Source organism: Parafannyhessea umbonata (genome assembly GCF_900105025.1).
GTDB lineage: Bacteria > Actinomycetota > Coriobacteriia > Coriobacteriales > Atopobiaceae > Parafannyhessea > Parafannyhessea umbonata.
The window spans coordinates 1,352,465-1,368,779 of record NZ_LT629759.1 but is presented as its reverse complement, the minus strand read 5'-3'; the positions used below and the strand labels follow the sequence as shown (position 1 = coordinate 1,368,779).

16 protein-coding genes are annotated in these 16,315 nt (G+C 64.8%); 13 read left to right on the top strand and 3 right to left on the bottom strand.

Translation table 11 applies throughout. The features are described 5' to 3' along the window. Positions 1 to 2: 2 nt before the first annotated feature. The gene (locus BLT96_RS06220; protein WP_090862651.1) at positions 3 to 845 is read right to left on the bottom strand and encodes an Mrp/NBP35 family ATP-binding protein; all 843 of its coding nucleotides are present in this window, start codon (positions 843 to 845) and stop codon (positions 3 to 5) included. 251 nt (positions 846 to 1,096) lie between these two features. On the opposite strand from BLT96_RS06220, the gene BLT96_RS06215 reads away from it, so the two are divergent. After that, a complete protein-coding gene (locus BLT96_RS06215) occupies positions 1,097 to 1,618 on the top strand; it encodes a hypothetical protein (RefSeq protein ID WP_090862646.1) in 522 nt (173 codons plus the stop codon). 15 nt (positions 1,619 to 1,633) lie between these two features. Here BLT96_RS06215 and BLT96_RS10890 read toward each other — a convergent pair whose 3' ends face one another. Together BLT96_RS10890 and BLT96_RS10885 are read right to left on the bottom strand one after the other, a co-directional pair. Beyond that, positions 1,634 to 1,891 carry a type 1 glutamine amidotransferase family protein gene (locus BLT96_RS10890; protein ID WP_197674331.1) on the bottom strand — a complete coding sequence of 86 codons (258 nt, stop codon included), beginning with the start codon at positions 1,889 to 1,891 and terminating at the stop codon, positions 1,634 to 1,636. A gap of 34 nt (positions 1,892 to 1,925) precedes the next feature. Then, on the bottom strand, positions 1,926 to 2,168 hold the full coding sequence (locus BLT96_RS10885; RefSeq protein WP_197674330.1) for a type 1 glutamine amidotransferase family protein: 243 nt from the start codon (positions 2,166 to 2,168) through the stop codon (positions 1,926 to 1,928). Positions 2,169 to 2,276: 108 nt separating this feature from the next. On the opposite strand from BLT96_RS10885, the gene uvrA reads away from it, so the two are divergent. The 12 genes from uvrA (at position 2,277) to murJ (ending at position 16,315) form a co-directional block, all read left to right on the top strand. Next, positions 2,277 to 5,195, top strand: coding sequence for an excinuclease ABC subunit UvrA (uvrA, locus tag BLT96_RS06205; RefSeq protein ID WP_090864243.1), 2,919 nt, complete (start codon positions 2,277 to 2,279; stop codon positions 5,193 to 5,195). Positions 5,196 to 5,245: 50 nt separating this feature from the next. Beyond that, complete coding sequence (ybaK, locus tag BLT96_RS06200) at positions 5,246 to 5,752, top strand: Cys-tRNA(Pro) deacylase (protein ID WP_090862643.1); 507 nt, start codon at positions 5,246 to 5,248, stop codon at positions 5,750 to 5,752. Positions 5,753 to 5,944: 192 nt separating this feature from the next. After that, entirely contained in the window at positions 5,945 to 7,612 is a 1,668-nt protein-coding gene (hisG, locus tag BLT96_RS06195) for an ATP phosphoribosyltransferase (RefSeq protein WP_090862640.1), read from the top strand. Positions 7,613 to 7,622: 10 nt separating this feature from the next. Further along, positions 7,623 to 9,020: a histidinol dehydrogenase gene (hisD, locus tag BLT96_RS06190; RefSeq protein ID WP_172824994.1), complete on the top strand. Its 1,398-nt coding sequence runs from the start codon at positions 7,623 to 7,625 to the stop codon at positions 9,018 to 9,020. Positions 9,021 to 9,061: 41 nt separating this feature from the next. Next, entirely contained in the window at positions 9,062 to 10,159 is a 1,098-nt protein-coding gene (gene hisC / locus BLT96_RS06185; RefSeq protein WP_090862634.1) for a histidinol-phosphate transaminase, read from the top strand. Position 10,160: 1 nt separating this feature from the next. After that, positions 10,161 to 10,748 carry an imidazoleglycerol-phosphate dehydratase HisB gene (gene hisB, locus BLT96_RS06180; protein WP_090846722.1) on the top strand — a complete coding sequence of 196 codons (588 nt, stop codon included), beginning with the start codon at positions 10,161 to 10,163 and terminating at the stop codon, positions 10,746 to 10,748. After that, complete coding sequence (hisH, locus tag BLT96_RS06175; RefSeq protein WP_090862631.1) at positions 10,748 to 11,407, top strand: imidazole glycerol phosphate synthase subunit HisH; 660 nt, start codon at positions 10,748 to 10,750, stop codon at positions 11,405 to 11,407. The genes hisB and hisH overlap by 1 nt, the downstream gene beginning before the upstream one ends. 3 nt (positions 11,408 to 11,410) lie before the next feature. Further along, a complete protein-coding gene (locus BLT96_RS06170; RefSeq protein WP_090862628.1) occupies positions 11,411 to 12,154 on the top strand; it encodes a 1-(5-phosphoribosyl)-5-[(5-phosphoribosylamino)methylideneamino]imidazole-4-carboxamide isomerase in 744 nt (247 codons plus the stop codon). A 14-nt stretch (positions 12,155 to 12,168) separates the two neighbouring features. Beyond that, positions 12,169 to 12,939 (top strand): imidazole glycerol phosphate synthase subunit HisF, encoded by a 771-nt coding sequence (hisF, locus tag BLT96_RS06165; RefSeq protein WP_090862625.1) that lies wholly within the window; start codon positions 12,169 to 12,171, stop codon positions 12,937 to 12,939. Between the two features lie 150 nt (positions 12,940 to 13,089). After that, the gene (locus BLT96_RS06160) at positions 13,090 to 14,091 is read left to right on the top strand and encodes a lipid II:glycine glycyltransferase FemX (protein WP_090862622.1); all 1,002 of its coding nucleotides are present in this window, start codon (positions 13,090 to 13,092) and stop codon (positions 14,089 to 14,091) included. A 9-nt stretch (positions 14,092 to 14,100) separates the two neighbouring features. Further along, the gene (gene hisI, locus BLT96_RS06155; RefSeq protein ID WP_090846711.1) at positions 14,101 to 14,514 is read left to right on the top strand and encodes a phosphoribosyl-AMP cyclohydrolase; all 414 of its coding nucleotides are present in this window, start codon (positions 14,101 to 14,103) and stop codon (positions 14,512 to 14,514) included. A 7-nt stretch (positions 14,515 to 14,521) separates the two neighbouring features. Then, positions 14,522 to 16,315, top strand: a complete 1,794-nt coding sequence (gene murJ / locus BLT96_RS06150) for a murein biosynthesis integral membrane protein MurJ (protein WP_090862619.1) — start codon at positions 14,522 to 14,524, stop codon at positions 16,313 to 16,315.

Here is a 16,315-nt window from a genome sequence, read left to right as displayed (position 1 = left end):
AGCTATGCCTCCACCGCGGAGACCGCCTCGGGGATGAGGCCCTCGGGGAGCTCGGACTCGAACGTGCCGGCATCGCAGCTTGCGGCGACCTTGGGGTCGATGGGGATGCGACCGAGGTCGGCAACCTTGAACTCGTCCACGATCTCTTGCAGGTGGGAGGGGCCGAAGGGCTCGAGCTTGTGGCCGCACTCGGGGCACTCCATGTAGCTCATGTTCTCGACCACGCCGAGGACGGGGACGTTCATCATGGCTGCCATCTTGACGGCCTTGCCGACTATGACCTGGACCAGGTCCTGCGGGGAGCTTACGATCACGACGCCCTCGATGGGCAGCGACTGGAAGACGGTGAGCGCGACGTCGCCAGTTCCCGGGGGCATGTCGACGAGCAGGTAGTCGATGTCGCCCCAGAGCGTATCCTCGTAGAACTGCTTGAGTGCACCCATGAGCATGGGGCCGCGCCAGAGCACGGGGTCGTTCTCATTTTCGAGGACGAGGTTGGTGCTCATGATCTTGATGCCACCCTTGGACTGGGCGGGGATGATCTTGTCGCCCTGCCCGAAGACGTGCAGGCCGGAAAGGCCGAACATCTTGGGGATGGACGGGCCGGTGATGTCGGCGTCCAGGATGCCGACCTTGTGGCCCTTGCGTGCGAGCTCGGTCGCGAGGATGCCGGTCACGAGCGACTTGCCGACGCCGCCCTTGCCGGAGATCACGCCAATCACGTGCTTGATGCTGGACTGGTCGTTCACCTGGTACAGCTCGGGCCCCTCGTGCTTGGGGCGGTTGCCGAAGATCTGGTCGACCTCGTCCTTGATGGCATCCCTGTCGATGTCGTTCTCTGCCATGTGTCACCTCTCCTGTGCGAATATCGACGGCCGCGCACGGGCGCCGTCGGGACTGGTTTCAGTTTAGAGCTTGCCCAACATGTACGGGCAATTATAGGCGCAGGCCGTCCGTCACCCAATATCCACCGCTCGGGGAGCGGGCCTATGGTGTGTTCGCGAGGGATGATGGCGGGGCCTCTCTGCAGGTAGAATGTACGTATCAGGTTTCCGTCCGGCATTGCGATTCCCGCTGGTGCGGGGGGGGTAGTGACATGAGAGGAAACGCTTCGGTCCAAAAGGCGACCGCAAGGAAAGATGGCGCAAGGTCGCGGAGCATCGCCGCGCTCGTGCTTGGGGCGCTGGTCGTCGTGCTCGCGAGGGCGAACCTGTACGGCGAGTTCGGAATGGGCTACGAGCTCTACGCGACCCTGACGTCCGCTGCGAGCGGGAGTGCGCTTGCGGCGGCGTTCTGGGTTGCGGTGGCGACGGTCGGGGCGACCTATGCCGTGGCGGGTGCGGTTGGCATTTTAGCGACGCTCGTGCGCGGCCACAGGGAGGATGCCGCTACCTTGTCGCCCGTGCCGCGGGGGCTGCGCGTTGCGGCGGCCGTGCTTGCGGCGGCGCCCATGGGCATGTTCGTGCTGTCGTTGCCGCCGGTCGAGGGTCTGAGGCAGACGTTCCTGCCCGCCCTGCTTTGCATGTACCAGACGGCCGCGCTCGCAGGCGTCGTGCCTCTGTACGCGCTTGTGGCCGGCGTCGTGCTTGGGGTGGCGCTCCTGTACGACGCCCGCTGAGCGCGGCCTGCCCGCCTACAGCGAGAGGAACAGTCGGTGCATCCTCGGGTCGACGTCGAGCTCCGGATGGAACGCGACGACGAGCCGGGCGCCCTGCCGCATGACCACGGGGCTTTGGACCACGCGGGCGAGAATATTGACCCCCTTGCCCACACGCGTGATCTTTGGCGCGTGGATGAACGTCATCGGCACGTCGCCGCCAACGCCGGCCACCTCTCCCGTAGTGTGGAAGCTCCCGAGCTGGCGCCCGTACGAGTTGCTCTCCACCGTCACGTCCAGCGTCTCGAGGCGCGGGGTGTGCCTGTCGTCATGCGCCTCGAGGCGTTTTTGCGAGCAGGATGAGCCCCGCGCACGTGCCCAGCACGGGCATGCCGTCGCGTATGCGCTCGCGGATGGGGTCGAGCATCCCCAGCTCGCAAAGGAGCTTGCCCTGCACGGTCGACTCGCCGCCCGGGAGCACCAGCCGGTCGGACGACCTCAGGAGGTCGTCCGCGTCCCTGAGCTCGAAGCTCTTCTCGCCCGGCGAACGCGCCCGAACGAATGCAAACATTTGTTCTATGAAATTGGTGCCAAGGCGTCTAGAGCCGTCCCCTATGGGGTAGGCTTGGCTACACTAATGAGCGAGAAGAACGTAACGGATGCGGTCGAAGAGGTTTCCATGGCATCAGACTCCATCGTCATCAAGGGCGCCCGCGAGCATAACCTGCGCGACATAGACGTGAACATCCCGCGTGACAAGCTGGTGGTCATCACGGGACTCTCGGGCTCCGGCAAGTCGAGCCTCGCCTTCGACACCATCTACGCGGAGGGCCAGCGCCGCTACGTCGAGTCCCTCAGCAGCTACGCGCGCATGTTCCTGGGACAGATGGACAAGCCGGACCTCGACTCCATCGACGGCCTGTCGCCCGCGGTCTCAATCGACCAGAAGACGACGAGCCGCAACCCGCGCTCCACGGTGGGCACGGTGACGGAGATATACGACTACCTGCGTCTTTTGTATGCGCGCATCGGCGTCCCGCACTGCCCGGAGTGCGGTAGGCCCATCAGCCGCCAGACGACTGACCAGATTGCGGACAAGGTGCTCGAGGCGGGCCAGGGCAGGCGCGCGTACGTGCTCGCGCCGGTCGTGCTCGGCCGCAAGGGCGAGTACCAGAAGCTGTTCGAGGACCTGCGCCACGAGGGCTTCAGCCGCGTGCGCGTCGACGGCGAGGTCCGCGAGCTGGACGAGGACATCAAGCTCGACAAGAAGTACAAGCACTCCATCGAGGTCGTGGTCGACCGCATCGTCATCCGCGAGAACTCGCTCGGCCGCATCGCGGAGGGCGTGGAGCAGGCGACGAAGCTCGCCTCCGGCCGCGTGAGCTTCTACCTGCTGCCCGGCCGTGACGAGCCCGAAGGCGCGCAGGGCGAGCTGCTGCAGTACTCGCTCGCGCTCGCATGCCCCGAGCACGGCCACTCCATCGACGACCTCCAACCTCGCGACTTCAGCTTCAACGCGCCGTATGGCGCCTGTCCGGACTGTGACGGCCTTGGCACAAGGCGCATCGTGGACGCGGAGGACCTCATCGAGGACCCGACGGTGCCGGTGGGCGAGGGCGTCTTTGGCGACCTGTTTGGCCGCTCCAACTACTATCCGCAGATCTTCGAGGCCGTGCTCAAGCACCTGGGCGAGGACCCCAAGACCCCGTGGCAGGACCTCAAGAAGAAGACGCGCACGGCCATCCTCGACGGACTTGGCTCCACGAAGATCCGCGTGGACTACCACACACGGGACGGCCGCGACACCTTCTGGTTCACGAAGTTCTCCGGCGTGCGGTCGATCCTGTTCGAGAAGTACCAGGAGACCACGTCCGAGACCACGCGCAACCACCTCGACAAGTACATCCGCGAGGTCCCGTGCCCCACGTGCCACGGCGCGAGGCTCAAGCCAGAGTACCTTGCGGTTACGGTGGGCGAGAAGAACATCCAGCAGGTCTGCGACATGTCCTGTCGTGAGTGCCTCTCGTTTTTCGAGGGCCTGCAGCTGACGGAGCGTCAGCACCTCATCGGAGCGCCCATCGTCAAGGAGATCGTTGCGCGCCTGAGGTTCATGGTGAATGTCGGCCTGGACTACCTCACGCTCAGCCGTGCCGCGGCGACGCTATCCGGTGGCGAGGCGCAGCGCATCCGCCTTGCGACGCAGATTGGCGCGGGTCTCATGGGTGTGCTGTACATCCTGGACGAGCCGTCCATTGGTCTGCACCAGCGCGACAACGACCGTCTGATCGCGACGCTCAAGAGCCTGCGCGACATGGGCAACACGGTAATCGTGGTCGAGCACGACGAGGACACCATTCGTGCGGCGGACTATGTGATTGACATGGGTCCTGGTGCTGGCGAGCTGGGTGGAGACGTGGTCGCCGCCGGCACGCCGGAGGAGATCATGGCGAACCCTGACTCGCTCACGGGGGCGTATCTTACCGGCAAGCGCATGATAGAGCTTCCGGAGAAGCGCAGGAACCCACGCCGCGGCGCCTTCAAGATCTTTGGTTGCACAGCAAACAACCTCAAGAGTGTGTCCGCAAAGGTGGAGTACGGCACGCTCACGGTGGTGACGGGGGTCTCGGGCTCAGGCAAGTCCTCGCTCGTGACGGATACCATCGCGCCGGTCCTCGCGAACCAGATCATGCACGCGAAGCGCGTGTGCGGACCTTACAAGCGCATCGACGGCCTCTTGGACGAGGACGGCAAGCCGCTCGTCGACAAGGTGATCGACATCGACCAGAGCCCCATCGGCCGCACGCCACGATCGAACCCCGCGACATACATCGGCCTCTGGGACGACCTGCGCGCGCTCTTCGCCTCCACTCCCGAGTCCCGTGCCCGCGGCTACTCTGCGGGTCGGTTCAGCTTCAACGTGCCCGGTGGCCGCTGCGAGGCGTGCAAGGGCGACGGCCAGATAAAGATCGAGATGAACTTCCTGCCGGACATCTACGTGCCGTGCGAGGTCTGTCACGGCAAGCGCTACAACAGGGAGACCCTCGAGGTCACCTACCACGGCAAGACGATAGCGGACGTTCTTGACATGACGGTGACCGAGGCGCTGACGTTCTTCACCAACATCCCGCGCATCAAGCGAAAGCTGCAGACGCTCTACGACGTAGGTCTGGGATACATACACCTGGGACAGCCTGCGACCACGCTCTCCGGTGGCGAGGCCCAGCGCGTCAAGCTGGCAAAGGAGCTACACCGCCAGCAGACGGGCAAGACGTTCTACATCCTGGACGAGCCGACCACCGGCCTTCACTTCGAGGACGTTCGCATGCTCATCGAGGTGCTTCAGAAGCTGGTTGATGCCGGCAACACCGTTCTCGTAATCGAGCATAACCTCGACGTGATTAAGGTTGCCGACCGTCTGATCGACCTTGGGCCCGAAGGCGGCTCGGGTGGCGGCACCATCGTCTGCTACGGCACGCCTGAGAAGGTATGCGCCTGCGAGGAGTCGTACACCGGCCGCTACCTCAAACCAATCGTGGAAAGAGACAGGGGGCGGATGGCTCTCCGCGACAAGAGGGCGGCTCGCTCTGCGGCAAAGTAGAAAACACGTTCTGGTGGGCAGATGCTGGCAAAATAGAGGGGCTTGATGCGATGTCCAAGAAGGATAAGGTCCAGAAGACAAACGCGATGCGCGAACTCGAGAGGGGCGGCATCGCATACGAGTGGCACGAGCAGGAAGAGGATGACATCTCCCGTGGCCTCGGCCTCCGTATGGCGCAGGAGGCGGGGGAGGATCCCGACAGCCAGTTTAAGACCCTTGTATGCGTGGCTCCCTCGGGCGACCACGTCGTGTGCTGCATTCCGGTCGCGGAGGAGCTGGACTTCAAGAAGGCGGCAGCCGTAGCTGGGGAGAAGTCCCTTGCCCTGATTGCCATCAAGGACCTCGAGCCGCTTACGGGCTACGTCAGGGGTGGGTGCACGCCCGTCGGCATGAAGAAGCAGTTCCCGACCCTCATCGACGAGACCGCACAGCTTTTCGACGAGATTGGCATCTCCGGTGGGCGCAGGGGCCTGTCGCTCACACTTAATCCGGTGAGTCTCGCAGAGTTCCTCGGGGCTACGTTCGCAGACATCACCCGCACTCCAGCGACGGCATAGCGGCCCTTTCGAGGTCCTCGCAGGCCGTTGGATCACTCTAACGCAATACGTTTCACGGGCGTTACCGTTTTCTTTGGCATCACCTAGGTTCACTTTAGTGTGATAAAGTACTCGCACTTCAAGTCAGGCATTCTATTTCTGCCATGCGGCACAGGCGTAGAGTCGGGCCGCGCGGGCGAGAGGAACGGGACGATGTCGGCAGTGACCCCACGTGGCTTTAGGGACATTCTACCTACGGAGGCGCTCGCGCGAGAGCGCATCACTGGTACGGTGCGCGAGTGCTTCTCGCGTCATGGGTACCTGCCGGTCGAGACGCCCCTTATAGAGGACAGGAACCTGCTCTCGCTTGGAGGCAAGCTCCAGGACTCTCCATTCCAGCTCTTCGATGGTGACGGCAGCCTCCTCATGGTGAGGCCTGACCTTACGCTTCCCATAGCTCGCATGGTTTCCGCCAGGACCAGCGCGGACGACCTTCCGCTCCGCCTGCGCTACGCTGCTCCGGTCGTGCGCGAGGAGTCGACGCTCAAGGGACAGCCGCGTCAGTTCACCCAGCTTGGCGTCGAGTATTTCGGCGCGGATGGTGGAGGCACCCTTCCCGAGACCGAGGTTGTCTCTCTGCTTGCCGAGACGCTCGATGCGCTGGAGGCGCCAGCCTGGCGCATCGTTTGCGGTTCCGTCTTGCCCCTGAAGGCGCTGCTTGCTCGTCGGTCCCCTTCGAGTGAGTTCGAGGATAGGGCGCTAAGGCTCGCTCACGAGTCCGATCTCGTGAGCCTGGACGAGCTCGTCGACTCGACCGAGCTCGACCCGTCCGTTCGAGAGGCGCTGAGGAGGATTCCCCGCCTTGCTGGCGATTCGAGCGTAATCGAGGAGGCCGACGTGCTTCTCGACGCAGCCGGCATACCAGTGGCCGACCGGGGAACGAGCGAGCTGCGTGCGCTCGTCTCGTCGCTTGCGGACCTCGTCGAAGAAGGGCGCCTCACCTTCGACTTCTCGATCGCGAACTCCTTCGACTACTATACGGGCATCATCTTCAAGGGCTACGCCGAGGGCATTACCGCCTCGATCGCTTCCGGTGGCCGCTATGATGCGGTGCTCGCGAACTTCGGCAGGCCGAACGTGGCATCCTGCGGCTTCGCCCTCTCCCTCGAGCGTCTGCAGGAGATTCTGGGTGAGCAGGGCGAGAGCGGCGTCGTAAGCTCGGATGTGAGCCTGTCGGAGAGGCCGTTGAGGATTGCCGTGCCGAAGGGCTCGCTCTTCAAGGACGCGGTGCGCGTGTTGGAGTCGGCTGGCCTGCCCACGGATAGCCTTCGCGACCTGGGGCGCAAGCTCATCGTTCGCGAAGGTGACTACGAGTACGTCATTGTCCGAGCGCAAGACGCGCCCGCCTTCGTGGCGCATGGTGGCGCCGATTGTGGCATCTGCGGCTATGACTCCATATTCGAGGCGAACCATGACCTCATCCAGCTCGTGGACCTGCGATGCGGTGGCTGCCGCTTCGTCGTGGCGGAGCCGAGGTCCAAGGCCGGTGCCGCGGAGGATGCGTACAGCTGGCGCGGCACGGTCCGCGTGGCTACGAAGTATCCCAGGATCACCCAGAGCTACTACGACCGCATCGGCCAGCAGGTCGATATCGTGCAGCTGCATGGCAACATCGAGCTTGGTCCTATCGTCGGCATGACCGACCGAATCGTGGACATCACGGCGACGGGAACAACTCTTGCCGAGAATGACCTCGTCATTGTGGACGAGGTTATGAACTGCACCGCGCGGTTCTTCTCGGGACCGGCGGCATATCGCTACGACACTCGCATCCGCGACCTCGCGGCAAGGCTCGCCCAGGTCGTTGCGGCAGACCACTAAGGAGAATGCCATGAGAAACGTAACGCTTTCCGGCGAGCAGAGGCTTCAGCAGAAAGATCTCATGCGTCAGGGCGCACTGCCAAAGGAGATCATGGACTCCGCCCAGCAGATTGTAGACGCAGTCCGGGAGGGGAAGGATGCTGCGGTCCGCGACTTCTGCTTGAAGTTCGATGGCGCATGCCCCAAGAGCTTCCGCGTCCCCGACGAGGTCGTTAAAGGCGCGCTTGACATGGTCGACCCCGAGTTCCTCGAGTCCCTCAAACGCGCCTATCGTCAGATTCGCGACTTCCACGAGCGTGAGCGCGAGCAGTCGTGGTTCACGACGAGGGAGGACGGCACCATCCTCGGCGTAAAGGTGACGCCGGTTCCCTCTGTCGCGGTGTACGTTCCCGGCGGCCGCGCGCAGTATCCGTCTACGGTGCTCATGGATACCGTGCCGGCAAAGGTTGCGGGCGTCCCGCGCGTGATCATGGTCACCCCGCCCCAGAGGGACGGTTCGCTTTCGGCGTACACGCTTGCGGCGGCGGCAGTCGCCGGCGTCGACGAGGTGTATGCCGTGGGAGGCGCACAGGCGATAGGCGCTGTTGCCTACGGCACCGAGTCCATCCCGAAGGTCGCTAAGATCGTGGGACCCGGCAACGCCTACGTTGCGGCGGCGAAGCGCTACGTCTCCGGCGACGTGGGTATCGACATGGTCGCAGGCCCCTCTGAGGTCTGCGTGCTCGCGGACGCAACCGCGGAACCGGCCGTCGTTGCGGCGGACCTCATGGCACAGGCGGAGCACGATCCTCTTGCCACGTGCTACCTGGTTACCGATGCCCCTTCGCTTGCGGAGGAGGTCGAGGCGGCCATTGACATCCTGGCAGGACAGAGCCCGCGCGAGAAGATCACGCGAGCCTCGCTCGAACACGGCCTCGTCGTCAGTACCGATAGCCTCGACGCGGCGATCGACGCGGTAAACCTGATTGCGCCGGAGCACCTGGAACTTCACTGCGCGCAGGCGTTCGACCTCCTCGGTCGCATCCAGAATGCGGGTGCGATATTCGTGGGACCCTGGTCGTCGGAGCCGCTGGGAGACTATGTCGCCGGGCCAAACCACACGCTTCCGACCGGCGGCACTGCGGTCTTCTCGAATCCCCTTGGTGTCTACGACTTCCAGAAGCGTTCGAGCGTCATCTCGTACACGCCCCAGGGACTTGCGGCGGATGGCCCGGCGGTGCAGGCGCTTGCCCAGGCGGAGGGCCTGTGGGCCCACGCCCTTTCCGTCGGAATGCGTCGTAAGTTGCTCGAAGAGAAAACGGAGCGTTTCTCTGACGTTACCGCCGCGTGTGCGGATGCGATGGCGACCGCGTGGCCGCGTAAGCTTGAGGAGCCGGGCGTCCCCAACCTTGAAGGCGGCAGGGACTAGGCTGCGAGGCGGCAGAAACATGGGACGTGAGGAGGAGCATCGTGCCCCAAGGCATCTCAGACAGGATTCGTGCCGTCATGAGGCCGTCGGCCGCGGCGCTTGAGCCGTATGATCCGGCGTTCTCTCAGGTGAGGATAAACCTCTCGGCGAACGAGAACACATACGGCATGCCGCCGGAGGTCAAGGCGGCCGTCGACAGGGGGCTATGCGACGCGGTGACGAACCGCTATCCGCAGCCCCTCTCGAACGAGCTCAGATCCGAGCTCGCCCGCTGGCATGGCGTCGGGGAAGATCACGTGATCGTTGGAAATGGCGGCGACGAGCTGCTGTTCAACCTCTTCCTCGCTTTTGGCGGGCGTGACCACGTGCTCGTGAGCTGCGAGCCCACGTTCTCGGTGTACCGCCTGTACGCGGAGCTCGTCGAGACGACGGTCGTGGACGTCCCGCGCAACCCCGACACGTTCGAGTGCGATGCGGACGCATTGGCGGAGGCGGCCTCCCGCGCGAGCATCGTTGTGGTGACGTCTCCGAACAACCCGACGGGAAACCTCTTTCCCATCGAGCAGACGCGAAGGTTGTGCGAGGCATGTCCTGGCATAGTCCTGTTGGACGAGGCATACATGGAGTTCGCGCCGGACGGGTCTTCGGCGGAGCCGCTCCTTGCGGAGTACGACAACCTTGCGGTCTTGCACACGCTGTCGAAGGCATTCTGCCTCGCGGGAGGGCGCATAGGCTACGTGCTGGCGAGCCCGTCCGTCGTGAATGCCCTTGCGGCGGTGAGGCAGCCATACTCCGTGAACGTGTTCTCTCAGGCCGCTGGGCTTGCCGCGGTGAAGAACCGCAAGTCATTCGGGCCGACGATTGCGAGCATTGCGTCGGAGCGCGATCGCCTGCTGGACGAGCTTGCCACCATGGAGGACCTTGGCGTGACGGTATGGCCGAGTGCGGCGAATTTCCTGCTCGTCAGGATGCCCGACGCCCATGTGGTGCGCAACCGCCTGCGCGACGAGTTCTCCATTCTCGTACGCGACTTCTCGTCCGCGCCAGGGCTAAGGGACTGCCTGCGCATCACCGTGGGGATGCCAGACGAGAACGACGCTCTTCTCGATGCGCTGCGACAACTTCTGAAGGGGGAATAGCATGGCAAGATCGGCCACCGTCACCCGCAAGACGGGGGAGACGGACATCACGGTGACGCTTGACCTGGACGGAACGGGTGCGTGCGACATCTCCACGGGAGTGGGCTTCTTTGACCACATGCTAAGCGCCCTCGGGAGGCATTCGCTCTGTGACCTCACGGTCCACGCGACCGGCGACACGTGGGTCGACGACCATCACACGGTCGAGGACGTGGGCATCGTGCTTGGTCAGGCCCTTGCCCAGGCGCTAGGCGACAAGAGCGGCATCACGCGCTTCTCGGACGTGACGGTCCCCATGGACGAGGCGCTGGTGCTTGCGGCGATAGACGTGAGCGGCCGCGGAGAGCTGTACTGGGACGTTCCCATAGCCGCGCAGAAGGTCGGCACGTTCGATACCGAGCTCGGCCACGAGTTCTTCCAGGGGTTCGCGCGCGATGCGGGCATCACCCTTCACGTGAGGGAGATTGCAGGCGAAAACGCGCATCACATCCTCGAGTGCGCGTTCAAGGCAGTTGCGCGCGCCATTCGCGCGGCCGTCGAGATCGACCCGCGCGTGCACGGCGTTCCGTCAACGAAGGGGAGCCTGTGATGATCACGGGAGACATTGTCGTCGTCGACTACCACAAGGGAAACCTCCAGAGCGTCGTCAGGGGGCTCGGTGCCGCGGGTGGGTCCGCGTACGTCTCGGACGACCCGTCCGACATCCGCGGGTCTCGCGGCATCATCCTGCCCGGCGTGGGCAGCTTCGAGGATGCGCTCGCGTACATGAGGAGTACGGGCCAGGCAGACGCGGTCGTAGCCGCCATTGGGAACGGGGTTCCGTTCCTTGGCATCTGTCTGGGCCTCCAGCTCCTGTTCGAGCGTGGGACGGAGCATGCCCAGAACTCGTCCTTCGGCGGCGAGTGGGTTCCGGGCCTCGGTGTGCTCGAAGGCTCGGTCACGCGTCTCGAGTCGACGAAGCTGAAGGTTCCGCACGTGGGATGGGACCAGGCATACCTCACCCAGAACGGCCGGGTCTGCCCGCTTCTGGTGGACGTTCCGGAGGGCGCGAACTTCTACTTCACGCATTCCTACGCGCTCGCGGACGACGTGGACGTGAGGGACGTCATCATGCGGACGCACTACACGCGTTCCTTCACGTCGGCAATCTGGAAGGACAACGTATTCGGCGTACAGTTCCATCCGGAGAAGTCCTCGCGTGCCGGCCTCAAGATCCTGCAGAACTTCGTCGACATCGTCAGGGGCTAGCGCATGATTCTCTTTCCTGCCATAGATCTCGTCGCGGGACAGGTCGTCCGTCTCCGGCGTGGTGACCGCTCGCAGATGGACGTGTACTCGACCGATCCGGTTGCGGTCGCAAGGGACTTTGCCGCGCGTGGAGCCAGATGGGTGCATGTCGTGGACCTCTCCTCGGCGTTTCGCGAGGACGCGGAGGCGGTCGAGAAGAACCATCGGGCCATCGCGGACATCTGCTCCCTGGGCGTGATAGACGTCGACACGGGCGGCGGCGTGCGCGACATGAATGCCGTGCGCAGACTAGTGGACGCCGGCGCGAGGCGCATCGCCATCGGTACGGCGCTCGTGCGCGACCCGGAGTTCGCGGGAGAGGCGGCGCGCCTGTTCCCCGAGCACGTGGTCGCGGACGTAGCGGCACGCGACGGCGAGGTCCGCGTGGACGGCTGGCGCGACGGGGAGGGAATCGCGGCGGACACGCTCGTCGCCCATCTCGCAGACCTCGGCTACCGGCACCTCGTATTCACGGACATATCTCGTGACGGCATGCAGACGGGGGTCGATGTCGACGCCTACAGGCACATCGCCAGGGTTGCGGGCTTTCCCGTCGTCGCGTCGGGCGGCATCGCGACCCTCGATGACATCCGCGCGCTTGCGGCCCTTGGCTCCGACGTGATAGAGGGCGCCATCACGGGTCGCGCCCTGTACGAGGGGAGCTTCACGCTCGAAGATGCGCTCGCCGCCGCTGGGCGTCGAGACTGAGAGGAGATTCGCACATGCTTACCAAGCGCGTCATCCCATGCCTGGACGTGAAGGACGGCCGTGTCGTCAAGGGTGTCAACTTCGTGAGCCTGCGCGACGCGGGCGACCCGGTCGAGCTCGCGAGCACCTACGACCTGGAGGGTGCGGACGAGGTCGTGTTTCTGGACATCACGGCCACGTCGGACGACAGGTCCACCACCGTCGAGCTTGCGTCTCGCGCCGCCGAGCAGCTCCGCATCCCCTACACGGTGGGCGGCGGCTTCCGTGACGTTGCGGGCATGAGGACGATGATATCCGCCGGTGCGGACAAGGTGTCCGTCAACTCGGCCGCAGTGCGCGACCCGGGGCTCATCACGGCCGCGGCGTCCGCCTTCGGAAGCCAGGCGGTCGTCGTGGCGATAGACGCCCGCCACGTCGAGGGCAAGGGCGACAAGTGGGAAGTGTACACCGCCGGGGGGCGCAAGCCCACGGGCATCGATGCCGTCGCGTGGGCGGAGGAGGCCGCGCGTCGCGGTGCCGGTGAGATTCTCCTCACCAGCATGGACCGCGACGGAACCAAGGACGGATTCGACATACCCCTCACGCGTGCCGTGGCTCGCGCGGTGCCCATTCCCGTGATCGCATCCGGCGGAGTCGGGAAGCTCGAGCACTTCGCCGAGGGCATCATCGACGGCGAGGCGGACGCCGTGCTTGCGGCAAGCGTGTTCCACTTCGGTACCTACACCATCCGTCAGGTGAAGGAGTACATGGCCAGCCAGGGCATCCCCGTGCGCCTGGACTTCTAGCGTGGCGTCGGTGCGCCAGAGGCCGCATATTCCATACGCCGTTTCTGGCGCAACACTTATGAAGCTACGGCGCATTTGCCGTCCCGTCGCCTGCCGCATCTTAAAATGGCTTGATGCAAGAAGTTTGGGCTGCAAGCGGCTGGAGAATGCATGCAAGCTAAGGAACTCACGTTTGACCAGCTCGTGGCCGAGGCAGACCGCCTTGGCATCGAGCTTCCCATAGAGCAGACCCCAGAGTGGGCGAGCTACGAGGAGACCGTCCCGGGGCGCACGTTCTGGGGCTGCGCCGCCATACAGGGCGACGAGGGAGAAACGCTGGGCGTCGTGGCCTTCACCGACTACGAGACGCACGGATACCACTACCTCCGCTCTCACCACGGGCCCGTCTGGGCGCGCGAGCTGACAGAGGAGGAAGAGCGCGAGGCCATGGTGGCCCTGCGCGACTTCGTCTCCGCCCGCGATCGCAAGATCGTGTTCGTGCGCCTTGCCATCGAGCACGAGCTCGACGTGAGCCACCCAACACTCTCCATGAAGCCGTACGACACGACCGTCGTGATTGACATCACGGGGTCCGAGGACGACATCCTCGCGCGCATGAAGGGCCGCGGCCGCAGGGACGTGCGCAAGGCGCTGCGCGAGACGCCCGCCACCTACGCGGACGAGACCGAGCTCGCCGCGAAGTCCTTCTCGGAGTACTACGACGTCATGGTCGAGACCAGCGAGCGCGACGGCTTCGTCCCCGCGCCGATCGACGACTACGAGAACACGATCCGTTGCCTTGGCCCCGAGCACTGCCGCGTCTTCGCGGGCAGGGTGGACGGCCGCGTCATCACGTGGACCATGGCCACCATATCCGGCCGTCACGCCGTGCGCTACTACGGCGCCAGCCGCTCGGGCAAGGAGCGCGCGCTCGCCACGGACGGGCTCATCTTCTTCGAGTGCTGCGCGCTCGGCAAGATGGGCTGCGTCGACTACGACCAGATGGGCATAGGCTCGGAGGAGTTCCCGGACCTCATGACCCTCAACACGTTCAAGACCAAGTTCAGCAAGGAGGTCAGGCACGTCTCGCCCGACCGCGACCTGCCCGTCAGGGCCACGTTCTACAAGTCGCTCCTTGCCGGCAAGAAGATTCTCAACAAGGTTCGCGGCTAGGGAGGCTCCATGTCCGCATCGCAGGAAGGCAACTGCCAGCACACGTACGCAGGCGAGAAGAGCGTGCTCGTCCCGCTCGGCGACGTCGCCGTGCGCTTCGACGAGCGCGGCCTCGTTCCCGCCGTCGTGCAGCAGCACGATACGGGCGAGGTCCTCATGGTCGCGTGGATGAGCGAGGAGTCGCTCGCCCTCACGCTCAAGACCGGGACGACGTGGTTCTGGTCGCGCAGCCGCCAGGAGCTGTGGAACAAGGGTGCGACCAGCGGAAACGTGCAGCAGGTCAAGCGGGTGCTCGTCGATTGCGACGCGGACACCCTGCTCGTCGAGGTGGACTCGCCGGGTCCCGCCTGCCACACGGGCCACAGGAGCTGCTTCTTCCGCGAGCTTTCCCCCGCGGAGGGCGCAGCAGAGTCCGATAGGTAGGCCCCGCATGGCTAAGCATCTTCGCACCAGCCAGGGCGACCCGCACGTGAGCACAGTCGGCTTCGCGGAGCCCGCCCGCCACATGCGTGGGGGCTCCGCCGCCGTCACGACGCGGCTCGAGCGCATCTCCGCCGCGGACCCGGTCGTCGCGGCGGACTCCGTCGTGGCCGTGGAGGATCCGGAGGAGCCTGGCACCGCGACCGCGCAGGACGAGGCCGCGACACAGGCCGCCGTCGGGCGCAGTGCCGCGCTCATGAGCGTGCTCGTCATCATCAGCCGCATCACGGGCTTCTTCCGCACGTGGGGCCAGGCGTACGCGCTGGGCGTCACGGCGCTCGCGAGCTGCTACACCGTGGCGAACAACCTGCCGAACCAGCTGTATGAGCTCGTCATGGGCGGCATGATCATGACGGCGTTCCTGCCGGTGTACATGTCCGTCAAGAAGCGGCTTGGCAGGCGCGGCGCGGACGAGTACGCGTCGAACCTCATTTCGATCGTCACGGTCATCCTGCTCGTGGTCACGGTCCTGTCGTGGATATTCGCGGGCTTCATCATATGGACGCAGTCCTTCTCGGCAAACGCCGACTTCGACGCGGACCTCTCCGCATACCTGTTCAGGTTCTTCGTGGTGGAGGTCGTGCTGTACGCACTGGATTCGCTGGTTTCCGGCGTGCTGAACGCGGAGCGAGACTACCTGTGGTCCAACGCGGCGCCCATCTTCAACAACATCGTGTGCACGGCGTCGTTTTTGATCTACGCGCTGCTCGTGCCTACCAACAAGTCGCTTGCGGTGCTCGCGCTCGCCATCGGCAACCCGCTCGGCGTGCTCGTGCAGGTGTTGGTGCAGCTGCCTTCCATCAGGCGGCACAACATCCACCTGCGCTTCCACATAGACCTGCACGATCCCGCACTTAAGGAGACGCTCTCCATCGGCGTGCCCACGCTCGTGCTCACCGTGGTGTCGTTCCCGACGGTCGCCGTGCAGACGTCGTCCGCACTGCAGATAACCGCGGCCGGCGCCTCCATCGCGTACTACGCGCGCCTGTGGTACATGCTCCCATACTCCGTGTTCGCCATCCCCATCACCATCGCGCTGTTCACGGAGCTTTCCGACTACGTGGCTGGCGGTGACATGGAGGCGTTCAAGAGCGCCGTGCGCTTTGGCACGGAGCGCATCGTGTTCATGCTGGTGCCGTTCGCCATGTTCCTCGTGGTGTTCGCGCCCGGCCTCATCACCATCCTCGCGGCCGGCAAGTTCGACTCCGCGGGCCTGAAGGACACGATCTTGTACCTCAGCTGGCTCGCCACGGCGCTGCCGTTCTACGGCATCAGCACGTACCTGCAGAAGATCTGCTCGTCGCTTCGCAAGATGATCTTCCTGACCATCGCGTCCATCGTGGCCGCCGTGGTGCAGATTGCGTTCTGCTTCGCGTTCACGGGCGTGCTGGGGCTTGCGGGCGTGGCCTTCTCGTCCACGCTGTTCTTCATCGCAATCGACGTGGTGACCTACCTCAACCTGCGCCGCACGCTCGGCCCGCTCGGGCTTCGCTCCATGTTCGCGTCGTTTTTACGTTCCATCGTCTTTGGGCTGGCGGGCTCGGCCGTGGCCGTTGTCCTTCTCGCCCTGCTGAACCGCTTCGCGGGTCCGTGGCTTGGCTCCATGTCCCGCAGCATCCTGTATTGCGTCTTCGCGGGCGTGCCCGCCGTGCTCGTGACGTATGGCCTCGCCGTCGCGCTGAAGGCGCCGGAGGCCGCCGCCGTCAACACCATCCTTGCGCGCTTTGGCCGCAAGCGTAAGTAG

Bases quoted from the DNA above. Each gene is read 5' to 3' on its own strand.
- hisD (WP_172824994.1), top strand. From the start codon at position 7,623: ATGAGAAACGTAACGCTTTCCGGCGAGCAGAGGCTTCAGCAGAAAGAT.
- BLT96_RS06170 (WP_090862628.1), top strand. From the start codon at position 11,411: ATGATTCTCTTTCCTGCCATAGATCTCGTCGCGGGACAGGTCGTCCGT.
- BLT96_RS10885 (WP_197674330.1), bottom strand. From the start codon at position 2,168: ATGTTTGCATTCGTTCGGGCGCGTTCGCCGGGCGAGAAGAGCTTCGAG.
- BLT96_RS06215 (WP_090862646.1), top strand. From the start codon at position 1,097: ATGAGAGGAAACGCTTCGGTCCAAAAGGCGACCGCAAGGAAAGATGGC.
- hisG (WP_090862640.1), top strand. From the start codon at position 5,945: ATGTCGGCAGTGACCCCACGTGGCTTTAGGGACATTCTACCTACGGAG.
- hisB (WP_090846722.1), top strand. From the start codon at position 10,161: ATGGCAAGATCGGCCACCGTCACCCGCAAGACGGGGGAGACGGACATC.
- ybaK (WP_090862643.1), top strand. From the start codon at position 5,246: ATGTCCAAGAAGGATAAGGTCCAGAAGACAAACGCGATGCGCGAACTC.
- BLT96_RS06160 (WP_090862622.1), top strand. From the start codon at position 13,090: ATGCAAGCTAAGGAACTCACGTTTGACCAGCTCGTGGCCGAGGCAGAC.
- hisH (WP_090862631.1), top strand. From the start codon at position 10,748: ATGATCACGGGAGACATTGTCGTCGTCGACTACCACAAGGGAAACCTC.
- hisF (WP_090862625.1), top strand. From the start codon at position 12,169: ATGCTTACCAAGCGCGTCATCCCATGCCTGGACGTGAAGGACGGCCGT.
- hisI (WP_090846711.1), top strand. From the start codon at position 14,101: ATGTCCGCATCGCAGGAAGGCAACTGCCAGCACACGTACGCAGGCGAG.
- BLT96_RS06220 (WP_090862651.1), bottom strand. From the start codon at position 845: ATGGCAGAGAACGACATCGACAGGGATGCCATCAAGGACGAGGTCGAC.
- murJ (WP_090862619.1), top strand. From the start codon at position 14,522: ATGGCTAAGCATCTTCGCACCAGCCAGGGCGACCCGCACGTGAGCACA.
- uvrA (WP_090864243.1), top strand. From the start codon at position 2,277: ATGGCATCAGACTCCATCGTCATCAAGGGCGCCCGCGAGCATAACCTG.